Raw genomic sequence first — 17,639 nt, 5'->3', positions numbered from 1 at the left:
GATGAGTCATATAAGCATTGCAAGTTCCTTAACCTTCCTTATATTGCCTATATCATCCCTCCTTGAATCTACTGGGGTCTCTAGTATCCATGGTATGGATCTGAACTCCTTGCTGGTAAGGATGTTCCTGAACCCCTCCTCACCTATATAGCCTAAGCCTATATGCTCATGCCTATCTGCATTTGAGCCTAGAGCATGCTTGGAGTCGTTCAGGTGTAGTAACCTTATATTCTTGAGCCCTATATGCCTCTCTAACTCCTCTATAACCCTTGACAATGCATCCTTGCTCCTCAACTCATACCCAGCAGCGAATAGATGGCATGTATCTATGCATACACCAACCCTCTTGCCATTGAACATGTTGAATAACCTGCCAAGTTCATCTATCCTTGCACCTATGCTGTTCCTCTGCCCTGCCATATTCTCAAGCAGTATCATAACATCCTTGCTCTCCTCCAATGCTTGGTTGCATGCATTGACTATATTACCCATCCCCTGCTCCTTGCTTGAGCCCATGTAACTTCCAAGGTGGATCACAAGCATCTTTATAGCAAGCATTGAGCATCTCCTAACCTCTTCCATGAGAACTGCTAGGGATTTGCTGTATATCTCTTGCTTTGGGGATGCAAGGTTTGGTAGATATGGCATATGTGCAAATACAGCATCATTGCTTATGCCAGAGGAGCCCAACTTTGCCCTGAACCTCTTCGCATCCTCCTCTGCTAGAGGCTTTGCTACCCATCCTCTAGGGTTTCTCGTGAAGATCTGGAATGCGTTGCACCCTATGCTCAATGCATTATCTACTGCTCTATCTATTGAGCCTGAGATGGATACATGCACACCAAGGCGTATATCTGGCTGCATGGTGCTCATCCATTCAAACTTTAATTTTAGGTTTCTTCCTTTTATTCTAGAAGAGGGATGAGCAGCAGTAGTAGTAGGCTACTTGCAAGATATCCATTCGTGGAGGATGCTGGCAACTATCTTAAACTACTAGATTACAGGCTTGAGGAGTTCGATGATCCTGCAATGAGCAGCGTTATAGATAGAGCAACTGCTAGGGTTATTGCTGCAATAAGAGGTATAGTGTATGATCCAGATAAGGTTGCTAGCGTTGATGAGGAAGTGGTATCATTCATCTTAGCATGTATAATGGTAAAGGCTAGTAAGGTCAAGGCATTATACAGGAGGTTTGCTCTTAGCGAGGCAAGGAGGGCAGAGGTCTTCCTTGTTGATGACCTTAGGATGAATGCAAGTAGGGATGAGATGGGTAATATCCTTAACAACATATTCAAGGGTTTATTTGCTATAGATGTTATCTATAACCATGATCACTCTACATTCATGATCAAGGTTGAGGATTACCTCAAGTACTCTACCAACTTCCATGATGAGTACTGGAGGCTTAGCAATAGGATTCTACATAAGGGCTATGTACATCTCAACACTAAGGATATGGTCAGGCTCATAAGGGATGAGATATATGCTCTGATAATCAGAAGGTTAGAGAGGATAAATGTTGAGTATGATCATCTCCCTGAGGCGTTGAAGAGGCGTGTAGATGCATTGAAGGGTATGATGCTTGAGATATATGAGTTGAGTAACAATAATGTATATGCTACAGAGAGGAGAGGTTATCCTCCATGCATACTTAACATACTGAAGGTACTTGAGCAAGGGAACAACCCATCACATACAGCAAGAGTACTCCTTGCAACGTACATGCTTGGAATAGGAAAGAGCGTAGAGGAGGTGTGTGAACTCTTCAAGAATGCACCAGATTACAATGCGAGGATTACAAGGTATCAGGTAGAGCATCTAGCAGGGTTGAGAGGAAATAGGGTAAGGTACTCATGCCCATCATGCTCAAAGGTAAAAAGCCAAGGATTATGCTTCAAGAGCGATGAGTGCAATGGCATAATTAATCCACTGCAGTTTGGGAGGTATAGTAGGAGTGCTGGTAGGAAGAAGACAATGGATGTGGAAGGAGGAGTGAGGGAAGATGAGAGATTGGATGGGAGCAAGAGCAAGAGCGAGAGCAAGAGTAAGAGCGAGTAAGTGAGAGCAATGGGAGTGATTGAATTACTGCTATGGATAAATGAATGGTTGGTTAATAATGAAGTAATGGATAGTAGTATGTATGTATGGATAGATAGAATGTTTGTTATTGATGATGGTGAGAAGAATGATAGATGGTGTTAGGAGAGAAGGTAATGATAAGAGCGATAACACTCTTGCTATGATGAGAGCATACAGCATAAACCTCCTTAATCAAGCATTCAAGGAGTATTACTTCAAACATACAGCGATGGTAGAGGCTCCAGACGCTATACAGGAGAGGGAGTTTGGGTACTCAAGGTTCGATGGGACAATGATAAGGCATCTAAGCATAAGGGATAGAAATGAGTTGATAGCATTGCTAATCATGAACGTACCTGCAGATGTTTACTGCTCAGCAGCATACTATACAAGCCCAACTAGACCCATGGAGGAGAAGGGACTGAAGGCTGCAGATCTTATCTTCGATATAGATGTGAAGGAACTCAAACCTAGATGCTCAAGCATGCATGATATACATTTGTGTGAAGAGTGTCTAGAGCCTGTAGATGATACATCATCCATGTGTGGATGCGGCTCAAGGAGGGTAAACCATGTTACCATACCATGCGATGAATGCATATCTTTAGGCAAGAGGGAGGTTAAGAAACTGGCTGGGATGCTTGAGGATGATTTTGGCGTTGATGAGGATAACATCAAGGTATACTTCTCTGGCAACTATGGATTCCATGTATATGTTAAAGGTAGGTATACCCTGCTTGATTCAGCAGCAAGATCAGAGGTTGTTAACTATCTGCTAGGAAGGGGTGTAGCAGATGCTATAAGGAAGAGGTATGGGAGGAAGGTAAGAGAGGAGATAAGGGGTAAGGGTAAGAGTAAGAGGGGTAAGAGGAGTATAGAGAGGGATAAAGATAAGGGTAAGAAGGATGATGATAGTAATAATGCTACTACTGCTGCTATTTATGGTTATGATGATCTAAAGCATAGCGATGGTAATAGCAACAGCAATAGCAATGATGGTAGCATTGTATATATCCCAAGGTCAATACTTGCTGCTGATGGAGGATATGGATGGATAGGGAGGATAGGCAGGTATCTTGCTGCTAGTGCTCATGTAAGCATGAAGAGCATCGAGGATGCCATACTAGCATTATCTGTAAGGATAGATCCAAACGTTACCATAGATATGCATAGGATATTCAGGCTCCCTGGTACACTCAACAGCAAGAGTAGTCTAGCAAAGGTCCCCTTGCCAAGGCTATCTGATATAGATTCATTCAACCCTTTAATAGATGCATGCCTTATAAGTGATAGAGAGGTTGATGTTTATGTTATAAATGCACCAAGGTTCACCTTGAAGGGTAATTCATTTGGACCTTACACCCATGAGGAGGTTAAATTACCACTCTACGCTGCATCATACCTCATATGTAAAGGTATTGCATATGCAAAACGCAAGTATTGATCAATTGACTAGCTAGTGGTAGTTAGCCAGTAGCATAAACATGATGTAGTATAGTAAATTAAAATATGAGTCCTCCCTAGTATAGGTAGGGTTGTGGAGTAGAGCACAAGATAGACCTAGGCGTGAGCGTGATATCTCATCTTACATCAAGTTAGGGTTAATAGTGCTTATAAGCATAATAATCTTCATCCTTGTAGGGAGCCAGAGTGTTGCTATCCTACTCAACATACAAGAGTTTGGCAACCTCTTCACTAAACCACTCTACTACTCAATACTTAGTGGGCTTATACTTGCATCTATTGCACTGATAAGGGTTGATGTAAAGAATAGGAGGTCTATGGTATGGTGGATAGTCTCCCTTACACTATCATATATAAGCAGTGGTGAGCTCCTCAAATATCAGGACTTCAAACTCAGCAGGATAAACTTCATAGTATGGCAGGCTACAAAGGTTGTGCTCCTTGCACCTCTCTTCAGCAACATAATGTTTGGTTTAACACTAGCATACATGCTTGATGGCAATGATATAGGCTTAGCATCTGTACAGAACATATTCTCTCTACCATTCATAGTCTCTCCAGACCCAAGCATAGCAGAGCAGTTAGTGATACCAATGATACCAGCACTAACACTCTTCATACCCCCGATCCTTGCTGTTATAGGGATAAGGTTGGTGCTGTATGTTGGATTGCATAACATAATAAATGTGATAACACAGTACATTGCAGATGTAGTAGAGCGTAGGCCCAGATACCTCTTCTACATAGCAGTGATTGAGATGATAATAGGTATAGGGCTCTTCTGGTCAGCCTTCAACATGTTCTTCACATACAACATAGACTACAACACAAAGTACGCTATAATAGGTACCATACTTGTGGGGTTAGCATTCATAGCCTTCTCAATAATGGATAAGAGGATGTCAAGGGTTATAATACTGCCATCAAGGAGCCATATATACATAAGAGTGCTAACCATAGTATCTATAGCAGTAGTTATAGCATCCATAATGGCTGTTAACAACAGCATAGCAGATTCAAGGAAGATAGAATGGTTAGGGCCTTACACTGCACAGCAGATAGCAGTGAACAGGTACCTTGCTGAACTTGACAAGGTTACAGAGTACTCATACGATGTGAAGTTGTTTGCTGTAGCACCCTCAAGGATACAGCAATACACCCTTCAGCACTCAGATATACTTAGCAAGATACGCATATGGGACTGGGATGCAGGGTTTGCAAAGCTTAGGCCTGCAATAGGCCTTATACCCTATGTTGATTTTGCTGACTCTGATATTATAAGGTTCAATGGCAACCTATACTGGAGTGCAGCAATGACGCCCAAGTTACCTGAGAGCATACCAATAGAGAATAGATGGTTTGCTGAGCACTTTGTATACACACATGTACCCAATGGCTTCCTTATGCTTGATGCTCACAATGGCAATGAGGTTGATAGCAACAACTTCTTTGCTCAGAGGAGGGTATATTATGGTGAGGGTAGATTATTCAAATCTACATGGGCAGCATTCCCAGTAGATAGGCAGGTTAGCGATGAGGTAGATAATCACTTCTACTCTGGAAGTGGAGGGGTTACTGTTAACCCTCCTCTAACATGGTTATTCGAGCCTAACTTCATGTTCTCATACCCAGATAAGGCGATACACCTCTTGAGGTACAGGGATATACATGATAGGGTAAGCCTTGTCTATCCATACTTCCAGTACAGATTTGGGAATGAGATGGTTGATGTTGTACCAGTTACAGATGGGAAGAATACATACTGGCTTATGCCCTTGATTGTGAGATTAGATACTGCTAATGTGCCATGGAGTGCAAATAACCCATTGTATAGGCTTGTAGGCTATGCACTAATAGATACTTACAATGGTACTATAGATGTTATTGTTAGGGGAGATGACTTCTTCACTACCATGTTTGTACAGCAGTATGCAGATACAGATAACATACGTATGGATGTACCTCAATGGCTACATAACCAGTTAAGGTACCCTGTTGAGCTCTTCTGGTGGAAGACTCAGATGTACAACTTCTACCATGTTACAGATATACCAACGTTCATAACTGCTAGAGAGTTCTATGAGGTGCCTAGAGGGCTTGAGCCATACTACATATATGCAAAGCCTCCAAACATAAACGAGATAGAGTATATAGGATTGCTCTCTCTAGAGTTGAGGGGTGCTGCTGGTAGAAACCTTGCTGGTTATCTGATTGTGAGGAATGATTATCCAAACGATGGCCAACTCATATTCTACAAGGTACCAATAGGCTCAAGCACACAACTCTTAGGTCCAAGTGCTGTTCAAGAAGCACTTGATAGAGATCCAGACTTTGCTACACTCAAAACACTGCTTAGGAACCCAAGGATAGGGGATAACATACTCTACAGGATAGGTGAGCAGGATGTATACTTCATACCAGTGTACACTGCAGGCACTGGAGGAGTAGTAGCACAGATAGGCAAGATAGCAGCAGTTGGTGCAGCTTTCACTGGAGCCTATTACGTTGGGCTAGGGAATACACCCGTTGAAGCATTCAACGCATATCTAGCAAAACTTGCTGGACTTGCTCAAGACCAGGTTGGTGTTGATAGGAGTACAAAGATAAACAACCTGCTCAAGGTATTCGAGGAGAATGGTGTAGTAGTTGTCAAGCCTAGCAGTATAAACATACCATTAACATTCAAGGAGGGAGAGTTCTCATACTCAACACAGGAAGAGTTTGAGGGTGTGAAGAGCAGTGTTGAGGGGTTCATAGCATCACAGGTTAAGGCATATAACCTATCAAGGGTTATTTCATGGGAGGAGCAGGATAACATGAACTTTGGTGCAGTGAGAGTTGTTGATGGTGTTGCTGAACTTCACTACATAACTGTGAAGATAGGTAACTGATTGCTGATGGTAAATATAGAAGAGTAATTATAATGGGTAAGGGGAGAAGTAATAGTTAGATAGGAAGATGCTGCTCGTTGTAGACAACCTCTCATCTTTCATGCCACATCTTATACGCTCTTTGAGTATTCTTGATGCTAGATATGTGGTAAGAAGGTATAGTGAACTCTCACATGATGTTGTTGGAGAGTATGATGGTATAATCCTCTCTGGTAGGAGGAGTAATGAAAGGAGTATGAATGTAGTGAACATGCACATAGTGGATACAGCATATAGGGAGGATAGACCCTTGCTAGGGATATGCTATGGTGCTGAGATAATAGCATTAGCAATGGGTGGAACGATAAGGAGGATAGGCAAGGTAGTAGGAGAGGAGGAGGTGTATGTGAATGAGGATAGTCCTATTGCAAACAATGGTAGGATGATGGTTTATGAGAGCCATGATTATAGTATAGCAACACTGCCATCAGTACTCAAATCTGTAGCATATTCTAGGAGTTGCAGTAACGAGATCATAGTGCATATAAGTAAGCCTATATTTGGTACACAGTTTCATCCAGAGGCTAGCAATTCGTATGGGCTTGATCTGTTGAGGAGGTTTGTAATGCTTGCTAGGAGATGATATCTTGCTGCATAACTAGTCTATCTCATGCTATATTGCTTTGCTATCATCCAGTTACTAGCATCATTGCCTATTGCTTAGGATATAGATGCTTATAATTATACATAAGGAATGGTAAGGCATCACAGTAAACCTATGTTATGATACATATGGGAAGTTATCTTAATAGATGATAATACTAATCAGATTGATGAAGTAGTATTGAATATAGCAAGGTATGATTGGAATAACAGCCATCAAGATTTACTTATAGGTGGCAGTACTGTAGGAACTAGGTGTATGCAGATGCGCTGATAAATAGTGTTAAGTAATAACTAACCTATTCTTTTATATCCACAAGATCAATCAGATGAGCATATAGATGAGGAGCATATAATCTCATCAGATCAAATATCAAAGGTAAAAAGGAACTTCAGGTAAATAAGGAGAAAGAGTTTTGTATTCTTGCATGAGAGATGATATAAGATGTAATTCTGGTGATAGATACATAGTATTCTTGAATTATAGCAGAGTGCAATGAGCCTATGGTAAACAAGGATAATATCGTACCATACTATATCATATATGTACACTCAACTACAAATGGCTCAAGATAATGGATGATGATAACAAGGCCTATGGAGATGAGTTTCCAGAAGGTATAGATGTAGATATGCTGGTAGCAGAGATAAAGGAGTATAAATTGAACAAATAACAAGATTAACCACGAGAGATTCTGTGTATACAAGAGAGTTATTATGTTGTATGCTGTTAACCATCTTCTATATAGGATGATGTATATGCAAAGATTTCATAATCTGAAGTTATAATTTAATTTGTTGATATAATCTTGCTAATGCTATCTATAGTATGTAATGGATGAGTAATGCATCTATAGTGGTATCAACCATCTATTGTAATATATGATTATAGAGATACCATGTATCAAGAGCCACCTGCACCACATGCACAGAAACCAAACTCATCTATCCTACTGTTGCAGAATATGCATGGCTCACCATACTCAACATCTAATGCTCTCTTGCCGTAGATCTTGTAATGGTCATCGTATTGGTATTCGTAATCTACCTGATAGTAGTTATTATCCTTACTCATAAACTGCTAAAATAAAAGATAGTATTTAAATTATTCTATATTGAGGAGGCTCTTGACGTATCTTACGCATCTATCTACATCGTACTCTGTGTAAGTACTAATTATCTGTGCTTCTAGGGAGCCTTCTCCATGAACAGAGAGTACGTAGTTATACCCTCCTGTGTACGTGCTTGCTGTAAGATCCCTTATGTAGTTGAGTACCTTGAGTCTGTTCTTTGCTGGTACATCATGCCTAGTCTTTAGATACTTCTCTATGTATTTTGCAGTCTCTGGATTCTCCAGATCCCTAGTAGTAGGCTGTGTTATCACTAGCCCTCCTGCCAGATCCTGAACAGTCTTTGCTGCATCATGGAAGTTATCTGCAAGGTGGTATTTGCCTATATAGACATACACTGGGTTAGGCACCGCTATACCTGCTGGGTAGACTTTATGCTCTACCGCTGCTGCCCTTATGCATGCCCTTATAGTCTCAACATACCTTATCAACTTCACAATTTTGCTCCTAACATGTGGATACTTGCTTATGCCATTGTACTCTGCTATTAGAGCAGCAGCACCTAACAGTTGATCCCCTATTGGAGGTTTGTATGATATAGCTGTGAACCTATGCCATAGTGCGAATAGCCTTGCTAGTGCACCAGCATACTCATACTCCCCAGCAAGGAATATCCTCTCATTAGGCACAAATACATCATCAAATACGGTTAGAGTTTCTTGAGCAGTTGCTTTAACGCTCATAGGATAATCGAACTCCCCCAACTCTTTGGATGCCTGTGCCCTGCTTATTATCTTCACATTCTTATCATTTGCAGGTATTGCAAATGCTACAGCATAATCTCTATCTTCAGCAAGCATGTTCCTAGTTGGTAGTACTATTATCTCATTTACTGCTTGGGTACCTGTGGTATGTACTTTCGCACCTCTAACAACTATCCCATCACTCCTCCTCTCAACTATATGCACATAAGCATCTGGATCATCCTGCTCATGTGGTCTCTTACTCCTATCACCCTTCACATCAGTCTGTGCTACAGCCATGGCAAGATCCTCCCTTACACATCTATCATAGAATCTGAGCACGTTCTGATAGTACCTTGTACCATACCTCTTATCAACCTCTGAGCATATACTCATGAGTGCAAAGAGTGCATCAGTACCTATAGCCTGTGCTATATTGAATTGACCATTGCAGTATGCTGTAGTAGCCTCTATCAGTTTAGCCCTTGCAAGAAGGTCATCAGCATTCCTTGGTATGTTGAAGTATGCACTAGCCTCTCCATACTCATCCAACCTCTTAACGAATATATCCTTGACCTTAGGATCATGCTTAGCCTTGTATATCAGTGACCAGTGGTTAACGAATATGCTAAGTACGGGATGGGTTGTAACATCTGTAACCCTTTCACCATTGTAGTATACATTCCTGCCATCTCTAAGGCTGGCAATGAACTCTTCTTGGGTCTTTAATGGCATAATATACCATTATATACCTTAGATTTAATCTTTACTTGCAAAGGGATCAAATAATGATTTATGTTTATTGCTATATCAATTGATTAATCAATCAGAATGTGTTGATGGTGCTGGTGCAGATGATGTTAGAGTAGCACTCTCCTCCTCTTCTTCCTCTTCCTTACCGTTTAGAGCATCACTTATCCCCGCCAGTCTCTTAGCAAACTTCATCTTCTCCTCTAGATTCATGTACCTTGCTATGAGTATCCTCTGTGCTTGGGGTGAACCTGCACCGTGAAGCGATTCACTAAGATAGCCAACGGCATTCCTGCCCATCGTCATATTCTCTATAAGCCTAGCCATCCTTACCCTATGCTCTGGATCAACACCATTCTTAGTTGCAAGGTACTTCATCAGTTTGGGGCCTATCTCTGGATGCTTAAGGTCCTTCTCTGAAGGAAGGGTGGCAACTATACCACCTGTAAGATCTTGAGCAAGCCTTGCCATCTCAAACGTGAACTTTGTAAGATGGTGCTTGCATACATTTGCAAGTATCTCATCGTTGATGTAGTTGCCAGCCTTTGTTGCCCTAGCCTTGTATGATGATGCTATCCCTGTACCATAGACTATCTCGTTGAGAAATACCATCTCAACAAGCTTCTCTCGAACATGGGATGCATCTAACACACCGTTGTAATCTGCAATAGAAGCAGCAGCACCTATAAGCACATCACCAACCCCTGACTTGCATACATAACTCCTCCTATGGTATGTTGTGAACCTCTCAACCAGTACTGGTACAAACTCAGTCTCTCCACACATGAAGACATACTTCCATGGTACAAATACATCATCTATTATTATCATAGCCTCTTGCCCAGCATACATTGCATTACCAACATCTATATTGCCATCCATGCTCCTTGTATCACATGACTGCCTACCATACACGAATGTAAGCCCAGGATCATCAACTGGTATTGCACAGGATACAGCATACTCCTTCTCCTCCGGCTTGAGCCTCATCGTTGGCATAACAACTATCCAGTGAGAGTTTATACATCCAGTCTGGTGCATCTTTGCACCCCTTATCACTATACCCTCATCGTTCTGCTTTACTATATGCACAAATACATCTGGATCATCCTGTTCAGATGGGCTCTTACTCCTATCTCCTTTAGGATCAGTCATTGCTCCACCTATGACATAGTTCTCCTCCTGCACATACTTTATAAAGTCTACAAGGCGTTTATGGTACTGGGTACCATACTTCTCATCTATCTCATAAGTAACTGAGTATAGAGCGTTAAGGGCATCCATACCAACGCAGCGCTGGAAGCATGTACCAGTCAACTGACCCAACTTCCTCTGCATCTCATTCTGCTTAACTAGATCATCAGCACTGGTAGTTATGTGAAGGAACCTGTTAACCCTCTTCCCTATGAGAGGGGAGTATGCAGTTGCAAGATCTGGCTCCCTAGAGGCAAGGTCATACGTCTCTGCAACAGCATTGACCGATGGCCTTATTATTGGATGGTCTACAGGGTTCTCTACAAGCTCTCCAAACAGATATACTTTTATCTTACGCCTCCTTAGACTCTCAATGTACTCCTGCCCATTCCTTATAGTCATGCTCTTCATTACCCTCTACACTATTTAAAAATTATGCATTTACATTCCTCTATATAGAAAGATATAACATGTTAAATGCTATCCCTTCCCATCCGTACTGCTCTTGCTCATATCCAATACCCTCTTCCCTCTAGCAGTTGGTACTATCCTCATCCTCCCCTTAAACTCAACCCTTAACTCCCTTCCTTCGAACATCCTGTCAAGGAATATGGCTAGAGCAGCAACCTCAGAGTGTGGTTGATTGCCTATTGCTATGTTGTAATCACTAACCTCATAAACTACCTTGGGTACCTTCTCTGCACCAACAACAACCATCACATCCCTACCCTCATCCCTGCATCTACTCCTTACCTCCTGTACTACATCATCCACATGTAGCCCATACATGGTTAGATGAACAACTATATTGCCATCCTTCCTCCATGCATTAATGGCATCAAGCCATCTACTCTGCTCACTTCCTATACACTCAACCTCAAAGGAGCCTCCCCAGCGCTCATTAACCTCCTTTATGCCCTCAACTATGCTAGAGTCATCACTTGCTAGGAGCATCTTGCTTGCACCAAATGCCCTTGCTACCAATGCTACATGCATTGTAACCCTGTAATCCCTAACGTATCTATGCCCTATCCTAAGCACTACTATCCTCATCCTGATCCAACCTCAGGATGTTCATAACCTCATCCTCATCATACTCTGTTACTGTATCTGTACCCTCATTGATACGCTCTGCCCCATCCTCCCTCACACCAACCGCCTTGCTGTAACCTTCACCAGCAAACCTCCTTATCATACCAAGGAGCATCTCTATGTTCCTTCCAGTCTTTGCTGATATAGCAACGTATCTAGCCATCCTATCCATGCTTGTATCATCCCTCAGACTAGAATCCAAGCCAAGGTATCTAGCCTTTGCATACACCTCATCCTCATTGCTAAGCAGATCTATCTTGTTGAAGGCATAGATTATCTTACTCTCTGGCACCTGAAGTTCGTTGAGTATGCTCATACTGCTCTCATACTTCTTCTTCATATTCTCTATAGATTCGCTAGCATCTATAACTAGTATGACTAGATCTGAGAAGGTCAACTCCTCAAGGGTTGATCTGAACGCTTCTATCATGTATGCTGGTAGTTTGCTTATGAACCCTACAGTATCTGAGAGCAGATACTTGCTACCATCTATGCTTATAGCCCTAGTATAGGTTGAGAGTGTTGTGAACATGCCTCTCCCAGCCTCATGCTGCTCCCTTGTTAGTGCATTGAAGAGCGTTGTCTTGCCTGCAGATGTGTATCCAGCAAGGGAGATGGTTACTAGCCCTTCCCTGCTCCTCTGCCTCCTATACAGTGCTCTTCTCTTTGCAACAGACTCTAACTTGCTCTTAAGTGTAGAGATCCTCCTCTTCACATCCCTGTAGTAATCATCAACCTCATATCTCCCAAGCCCGTAGAACCCTGGTTGCTCGCCCTTCTTTGCTAGCCTAACCTTCTCCCTTGCCCTAGCCATCTCATACCTGAGCTGTGCAAGTTTGACCTGTATCCTTGACTCAGCAGTGCTTGCCCTTCTCTCGAATATGTTGAGTATCAACCTCTCTCTATCTATTATCTCAACCTTAAGAGTACTTGCAAGGTTGTACTCCTGTGTAGGCTTGAGAACCTCATCAAAGATAACAGCATCTGGCTTTAACGAGTCTACAATACTCTTAACCTCCATCAACTTACCAGAACCTATACCATACTTTGATTTTGTTAGGTACCTCTGGGTCACTATGCTTACAACCTTGTAACCTGCTGCCTCTGCTAGTGCTACTGCCTCATCTATTGAATCCTTGTATGGATATGTTATGAGTAAGGTCTTGTTCATGTTATTCATCCGTTCATTCTTCATTCATTCATACATGTACTTTCTGCATAGAATAATATAATTATGTTGTTGCTGCTACTACTATGCTCTACCTCTTAGTTAGTATCTGCTCTATAGTCATGTTAAGCACCAACTCCCCTATATCGCTAACATACTCTGCTATCCTCCTTATATTATCTGCTATGAACCTAACTTTGTACAATGCTCTATCACTGCCATACCTAAATCCATCCATAAGATCTTTCTCCCTCTCTATTATGCTCTTTGCCTTTGCTATAGCATCCTTTGCCCCATATGCATCCATCTTGAAGAGTGCTAAACATGACTCATCAAGCACATTGAGTATCTCATTGCTTATACTCATCATTCTATTCATAGTCTCCTCATCAATCCTCTCACCATTATCAAGGGCCTGCTGTGCTATGCTAGTAGCATGATCAGCTATCCTCTCAATGCTCTTAACTACAAGCCTGTAATCTAGGCAATGATTCAACTTGGATAGACCCATATCTGCCAACAGATACTCATTCTCAACAGCTATATTCAACTGCCTAACTATGTAAAAGCTGAACCTATCAACCTCATCATCCCCTGCTATAACCTCCCTAGCAAGTTCAGCATTAGCCTCATTCAAAGCAACAAGAGCCTCCTTGAGCATGGACTTTGTGAGCAATAGCATCCTCTTTAATGCATGATCTATGCTAAGTTCCATCACGTTAAGTAGCACTTGTATTGTTATGTTATCCATCGAGTCTGCTGTAACCTCAGTACCCATGAGCAGCCTCCTTGCTGATTCCTTCACAACCTTCTTGAGTTCTGGTGCAAGCCTGCCTTGCTCAGCCCTTATGTTTATTATGTTATAGCCTAGCAGGTAGAGCGAGATTATATCCCTTAACACGCTATCTACACTGCTCTTACTACCTACATGTATTGTAGCATCCCTCTGCTGCTGCTTTATGATCCGCTTAGGCATTATCTGTATGGATGAGATACCTTGCCTTACTATCATGACCTCATCCTTGGGCTTAAGTCCAAGCTCCTCAACCCAACGCTTGGGTATAGATACTATATAGGATGACTTGCCAGTTACCTGTACCTTCCTTGTCTCTCCTTCCCTCATCTTAACATTGTTAAGGGATACTTAACTATATAGTTTTGGTTAATAATTGGGTTATAATATATAGAGTATAGAGTAAGCTTTTATTATCCTTGGTAATAGCCATAATATGTTAGATCCTAAGAGGAAGCTTACATACACCATAGACATGCTGTTTGGCAAGGATGCATCCCTAGCCTTACCATTGCATAGGCTTGAGTTCACATTCTCTAAGCGTACTGGTAAGGTAAAGCATGTAATGCTTGATGGAATGTTGCTATGCACATTCAGGAGTGATGGAGGAGTAGCGTTGACCGTTGATGGTGCAAGGATCCTTGCAAAGAGCAGTGCATTCAGGGAGCATTGTGTTACTATAAACAATGATGCTGCAAGGTATGTTGCTGAAGGTAGATCTGTATTCTGTAAGCATGTTGTATGGTATGGGAGTAGGATAGATGTTGGTAGCGAGGTTGCTGTACTCAACGAGGCTGGGGAGGTAATAGCAGTAGGTAGAGCAGTGATACCATCAAGCCTACTCAAGCACCTCAAGCAGGGAGTTGCAGTGAAGGTTAGAGAAGGTAGTAAGGCAAGTAGACCATAGTAGATATACTCTCCTCTTCTTCCTCCTCTTCCTTATCATCTTCAAACCATCGATCTATTAAATTTAATAACAAGATTATAGCATAACCATACCATGTTCAAGAGCAATAGGCAGATGAGGCGTATGCTTGACAGGATGGGCTTGAATATGAACGAGTTGAGTAATGTGCAGGAGGTTATAATAAGGACAGCAGAGAAGGAGATAATAATAAGGGAGCCAGTAGTAGCAGAGTTGAAGGCACAGGACTCAACAATATATCAGGTTATAGCAAGTGATGTTGAGGAGAGGGCTGTTGAGAAGAAGAGTTTTGCTGATGAGGATATAACACTTGTTATGCAGCAGGCAGGAGTATCAAGGGAGGTAGCAATAAAGGCACTCGAGGATGCAGATGGTGATCTAGCAAAGGCAATACTGAGCCTAACATCAAAGTAAGTGAGCAGGTGTACAACACAGTTATGTATTGTAATAATGTACTTGCAATAATATACGCAATGCATACAAGGGAAAGCAATGATTTAATAGAGTAGTATAGCAACCAAGCTGGGTTGCAGGAGCAAGGTCAAGAGGTAAAGCATGAATCAAGTGTTGTGGAGAGCATACTCAGCAGATTGGCTTCCCTTGAGAACGATATGGATAGATTGGCAGCATCCATAGAGGATGACAAGAGGAGGCTTGCAGCGCTGGTTGATAAGGAGATAGAGATGTTAAGAGAGAAGGCTATATCGTTAGCAAATACAGAGGCTGAGAGGATAATAAGGAGTGCCAAGGCAGAGGCTGAGGCAGAATCTTCAAGGATAGTGCAGGAGGGTGAGAGTATATCAAATGCAATAAGGGAAAGGATAGCAAAGAACTCTAGCAGGGCAGTTGAGATGGTTATAGAGAAGATACTCTCAGTCTAACTGTGAATTGGACAGCGATAAGGTTTAATAATCGAGTAAGGGTAGATGTAGTGATGGAGCCCCCCTAGAGCTCCAAGGATAGTTGTAGCAACACTCAATGGTAGAGCTTACTATAAGATAGTTAGTATCCTCAAGTCCATAGGTCTTAGATTCACATCCATACTGCCAGAGGAGCATCTTCTATTTGATCATGTACTAATAATAACAAGTAGGGATGAGTACTCCTATATCCAGATAAGTAGGAAGAGCAACAGCAGTAGGATAATCATGGATGATGAGTTGGATGGTGATAAGGCAGTAGTTAAGGCAAAGTTGCTTAGGATGTTGAATGATGCATACCATGACGATGTGCTCATAGTAGGCATAGATCCTGGTAGAAGGATAGGCTTGACAGCATTGTACATGCGTACAGAGCTGTGTAGCGAAGTGCTATCATCCATAGATGATGTTGTTGATGTGGTAAGTGCCCTTGTGCATGGTGTATCTGCAAGCAGGAGTGTGATAAGGGTAGGGTATGGAGAACCTAGGATAGCAAGGGAGATAGCATCTATGCTGTATCACAGGCTGGCTGATAGGGTAGAGATAGAACTTGTGGATGAGCATGGTACATCATCAAATGGAGGCTCAAACAAGAGAGGCCCAAGGGATAAAGCATCTGCAAAGGCAATAGCTATGAGGAGAGGCAGACAGTTCAAGCCATACAATGTATTGATATAGTCTTTAGATGATAATATTCAGCCTATGCTCCATACTCATATCCATTGAGAGCTTTATGTTGCTAAGCATAACCTTATTGAACTCACCCTCATAGTTGGTTACCATAGTAACAATACCACCTTCAACTCTCTCAAGTATAGCGAAACCCATAACATCGTCCATGAATGCTAGTGCTACAAACATCCCAGTAAGCATATCGTTTGGTATGATCATTGAATCATTAACAACAACACCATAATTCATGAACGTAACCCTTCTGCATAGCATGGTGAACTCCTTGCTCTTTGTCCTGAATCTAACCTGCTTACCTCCTGCAAGGAATCTCTTATACTGCTCAATCCTTCTAGCAATCCTCTCATCCCTACTCTTCTGGATGTTGGATGAGGTTTCTACTCTAACAATCCTTGTATTTGGTATATCCATACTACCTTCTACATCCCCTAGCATCACTATAAGATCAGCATTTATAGCCTCAGCCATCCTTGCCTTGTACCTTAAGCCTTGATCACCAACATAACCATCTGTATTCACTATAACCATATCTGCATTCAAGTGGTTGAGTAGATGCATAACCCCCCTTATGAGATGATCTTCAACCCCTGCAGGAGTTATCCTGCCTATGAAGTAGTACATATCAGCATCAAGATCTCTAAGATCAAGTACCTGCTCCCTTACAATGCATGAGCCCATGCATGCTGGAGGTGCTATATCCCCTTGCCCTATATCGCTATCAACTATACCAACGCTCAGCCCTTCTGCTACTGCTATGTTTGATATGTATGTAGCAAGGGTTGACTTGCCTGTATCTGTTGCTCCTACAAGCATCACCCTCCTAGGCCTAGAATCCCTTATTACATCTATAACATTCTGCCATATTGCTGTGCCAACCCTACTACTACTATCTTTATCTACAACACTATAACCCCCTTCATCCCCTTCTATACAAAGTGATATGGTAGCAGAGCCATGAACCTCTATAGGTAGAACCTTACCCTGCTTCACCCTTACCTCCCTTCCATCAACATCCATCCCAAGTATGGTTACCCTGCCTTTACATCTAGCAGTTGCTCTCCCCTTCAAGAGCAGTATACTACCTACATCAAGGTTCAATGTTCTACTAAGCCTCTTCATGAGAGTTTATAGTGTTAAACTACTCTATATATTGTATTTACAAAATAATTAAATAATAATAATAACCATACTCTTACGCATAGGAAACTTTATCATTCA

Annotated in this window: 16 protein-coding genes; 8 read left to right on the top strand and 8 right to left on the bottom strand. The window is 41.8% G+C overall.

The genetic code is table 11. The annotated features are described in order from the left end of the window. Positions 1 to 6 precede the first annotated feature (6 nt). Positions 7 to 852, bottom strand: a complete 846-nt coding sequence (locus CRG89_RS00150; RefSeq protein ID WP_103287824.1) for a deoxyribonuclease IV — start codon at positions 850 to 852, stop codon at positions 7 to 9. A 69-nt stretch (positions 853 to 921) separates the two neighbouring features. On the opposite strand from CRG89_RS00150, the gene CRG89_RS00145 reads away from it, so the two are divergent. The 4 genes from CRG89_RS00145 to CRG89_RS00130 all read left to right on the top strand — a co-directional run bounded on the left by CRG89_RS00145 (position 922) and on the right by CRG89_RS00130 (position 7,056). After that, positions 922 to 2,058 carry a DNA primase gene (locus CRG89_RS00145; RefSeq protein WP_103286390.1) on the top strand — a complete coding sequence of 379 codons (1,137 nt, stop codon included), beginning with the start codon at positions 922 to 924 and terminating at the stop codon, positions 2,056 to 2,058. Positions 2,059 to 2,170: 112 nt separating this feature from the next. Continuing rightward, complete coding sequence (locus CRG89_RS00140; protein ID WP_103286389.1) at positions 2,171 to 3,523, top strand: DNA primase small subunit domain-containing protein; 1,353 nt, start codon at positions 2,171 to 2,173, stop codon at positions 3,521 to 3,523. Positions 3,524 to 3,614: 91 nt separating this feature from the next. Continuing rightward, on the top strand, positions 3,615 to 6,434 hold the full coding sequence (locus tag CRG89_RS00135; protein WP_197706646.1) for a UPF0182 family protein: 2,820 nt from the start codon (positions 3,615 to 3,617) through the stop codon (positions 6,432 to 6,434). A gap of 67 nt (positions 6,435 to 6,501) precedes the next feature. Then, positions 6,502 to 7,056 carry a type 1 glutamine amidotransferase gene (locus tag CRG89_RS00130; protein ID WP_103286388.1) on the top strand — a complete coding sequence of 185 codons (555 nt, stop codon included), beginning with the start codon at positions 6,502 to 6,504 and terminating at the stop codon, positions 7,054 to 7,056. Positions 7,057 to 7,980: 924 nt separating this feature from the next. Here CRG89_RS00130 and CRG89_RS08895 read toward each other — a convergent pair. The 6 genes from CRG89_RS08895 to CRG89_RS00105 all read right to left on the bottom strand — a co-directional run bounded on the left by CRG89_RS08895 (position 7,981) and on the right by CRG89_RS00105 (position 14,216). After that, a complete protein-coding gene (locus CRG89_RS08895) occupies positions 7,981 to 8,151 on the bottom strand; it encodes a hypothetical protein (RefSeq protein WP_168174123.1) in 171 nt (56 codons plus the stop codon). Positions 8,152 to 8,181: 30 nt separating this feature from the next. Beyond that, positions 8,182 to 9,624, bottom strand: coding sequence for a 4-hydroxyphenylacetate 3-hydroxylase family protein (locus CRG89_RS00125; RefSeq protein WP_103286387.1), 1,443 nt, complete (start codon positions 9,622 to 9,624; stop codon positions 8,182 to 8,184). A gap of 87 nt (positions 9,625 to 9,711) precedes the next feature. Continuing rightward, positions 9,712 to 11,235 (bottom strand): 4-hydroxyphenylacetate 3-hydroxylase family protein, encoded by a 1,524-nt coding sequence (locus CRG89_RS00120; RefSeq protein ID WP_103287822.1) that lies wholly within the window; start codon positions 11,233 to 11,235, stop codon positions 9,712 to 9,714. 78 nt (positions 11,236 to 11,313) lie between these two features. Next, positions 11,314 to 11,886, bottom strand: a complete 573-nt coding sequence (locus CRG89_RS00115) for a tRNA (cytidine(56)-2'-O)-methyltransferase (RefSeq protein WP_103286386.1) — start codon at positions 11,884 to 11,886, stop codon at positions 11,314 to 11,316. Next, positions 11,867 to 13,096, bottom strand: coding sequence for a GTPase HflX (hflX, locus tag CRG89_RS00110; RefSeq protein WP_103287821.1), 1,230 nt, complete (start codon positions 13,094 to 13,096; stop codon positions 11,867 to 11,869). Before hflX ends, CRG89_RS00115 begins: the two co-directional genes overlap by 20 nt. Before the next feature lie 88 nt (positions 13,097 to 13,184). Further along, entirely contained in the window at positions 13,185 to 14,216 is a 1,032-nt protein-coding gene (locus CRG89_RS00105) for a phosphate signaling complex PhoU family protein (protein WP_103286385.1), read from the bottom strand. 106 nt (positions 14,217 to 14,322) lie between these two features. On the opposite strand from CRG89_RS00105, the gene CRG89_RS00100 reads away from it, so the two are divergent. The 4 genes from CRG89_RS00100 (at position 14,323) to CRG89_RS00085 (ending at position 16,409) form a co-directional block, all read left to right on the top strand. Continuing rightward, entirely contained in the window at positions 14,323 to 14,793 is a 471-nt protein-coding gene (locus CRG89_RS00100) for a PUA domain-containing protein (protein WP_103286384.1), read from the top strand. 93 nt (positions 14,794 to 14,886) lie between these two features. Next, positions 14,887 to 15,225: a nascent polypeptide-associated complex protein gene (locus CRG89_RS00095; protein WP_103286383.1), complete on the top strand. Its 339-nt coding sequence runs from the start codon at positions 14,887 to 14,889 to the stop codon at positions 15,223 to 15,225. A 113-nt stretch (positions 15,226 to 15,338) separates the two neighbouring features. Continuing rightward, positions 15,339 to 15,692: a hypothetical protein gene (locus CRG89_RS00090; RefSeq protein ID WP_103286382.1), complete on the top strand. Its 354-nt coding sequence runs from the start codon at positions 15,339 to 15,341 to the stop codon at positions 15,690 to 15,692. A gap of 267 nt (positions 15,693 to 15,959) precedes the next feature. Continuing rightward, positions 15,960 to 16,409 carry a hypothetical protein gene (locus CRG89_RS00085; protein WP_103286381.1) on the top strand — a complete coding sequence of 150 codons (450 nt, stop codon included), beginning with the start codon at positions 15,960 to 15,962 and terminating at the stop codon, positions 16,407 to 16,409. Positions 16,410 to 16,412: 3 nt separating this feature from the next. Here the strand turns inward: CRG89_RS00085 and CRG89_RS00080 are convergent, their stop codons facing one another. Continuing rightward, positions 16,413 to 17,540 (bottom strand): Clp1/GlmU family protein, encoded by a 1,128-nt coding sequence (locus tag CRG89_RS00080; RefSeq protein ID WP_103286380.1) that lies wholly within the window; start codon positions 17,538 to 17,540, stop codon positions 16,413 to 16,415. Positions 17,541 to 17,639 lie beyond the last annotated feature (99 nt).

The sequence above is a fragment of the Candidatus Nitrosocaldus islandicus genome, assembly GCF_002906215.1.
In the GTDB taxonomy this organism is placed as follows: domain Archaea; phylum Thermoproteota; class Nitrososphaeria; order Nitrososphaerales; family Nitrosocaldaceae; genus Nitrosocaldus; species Nitrosocaldus cavascurensis.
Note: the sequence above shows the minus strand (reverse complement) of the source record. Positions and strands in the feature narration are given on the sequence as shown.

What these genes read in the sequence shown, in the direction of transcription:
- CRG89_RS00120 (WP_103287822.1), bottom strand. Translation starts at nt 11,235, where the DNA reads ATGACTATAAGGAATGGGCAGGAGTACATTGAGAGTCTAAGGAGGCGT.
- CRG89_RS00125 (WP_103286387.1), bottom strand. Translation starts at nt 9,624, where the DNA reads ATGCCATTAAAGACCCAAGAAGAGTTCATTGCCAGCCTTAGAGATGGC.
- CRG89_RS00095 (WP_103286383.1), top strand. Translation starts at nt 14,887, where the DNA reads ATGTTCAAGAGCAATAGGCAGATGAGGCGTATGCTTGACAGGATGGGC.
- CRG89_RS00085 (WP_103286381.1), top strand. Translation starts at nt 15,960, where the DNA reads ATGGATGATGAGTTGGATGGTGATAAGGCAGTAGTTAAGGCAAAGTTG.
- CRG89_RS00140 (WP_103286389.1), top strand. Translation starts at nt 2,171, where the DNA reads ATGATGGTGAGAAGAATGATAGATGGTGTTAGGAGAGAAGGTAATGAT.
- hflX (WP_103287821.1), bottom strand. Translation starts at nt 13,096, where the DNA reads ATGAACAAGACCTTACTCATAACATATCCATACAAGGATTCAATAGAT.
- CRG89_RS00100 (WP_103286384.1), top strand. Translation starts at nt 14,323, where the DNA reads ATGTTAGATCCTAAGAGGAAGCTTACATACACCATAGACATGCTGTTT.
- CRG89_RS00105 (WP_103286385.1), bottom strand. Translation starts at nt 14,216, where the DNA reads ATGAGGGAAGGAGAGACAAGGAAGGTACAGGTAACTGGCAAGTCATCC.
- CRG89_RS00080 (WP_103286380.1), bottom strand. Translation starts at nt 17,540, where the DNA reads ATGAAGAGGCTTAGTAGAACATTGAACCTTGATGTAGGTAGTATACTG.
- CRG89_RS00145 (WP_103286390.1), top strand. Translation starts at nt 922, where the DNA reads ATGAGCAGCAGTAGTAGTAGGCTACTTGCAAGATATCCATTCGTGGAG.
- CRG89_RS08895 (WP_168174123.1), bottom strand. Translation starts at nt 8,151, where the DNA reads ATGAGTAAGGATAATAACTACTATCAGGTAGATTACGAATACCAATAC.
- CRG89_RS00115 (WP_103286386.1), bottom strand. Translation starts at nt 11,886, where the DNA reads ATGAGGATAGTAGTGCTTAGGATAGGGCATAGATACGTTAGGGATTAC.
- CRG89_RS00130 (WP_103286388.1), top strand. Translation starts at nt 6,502, where the DNA reads ATGCTGCTCGTTGTAGACAACCTCTCATCTTTCATGCCACATCTTATA.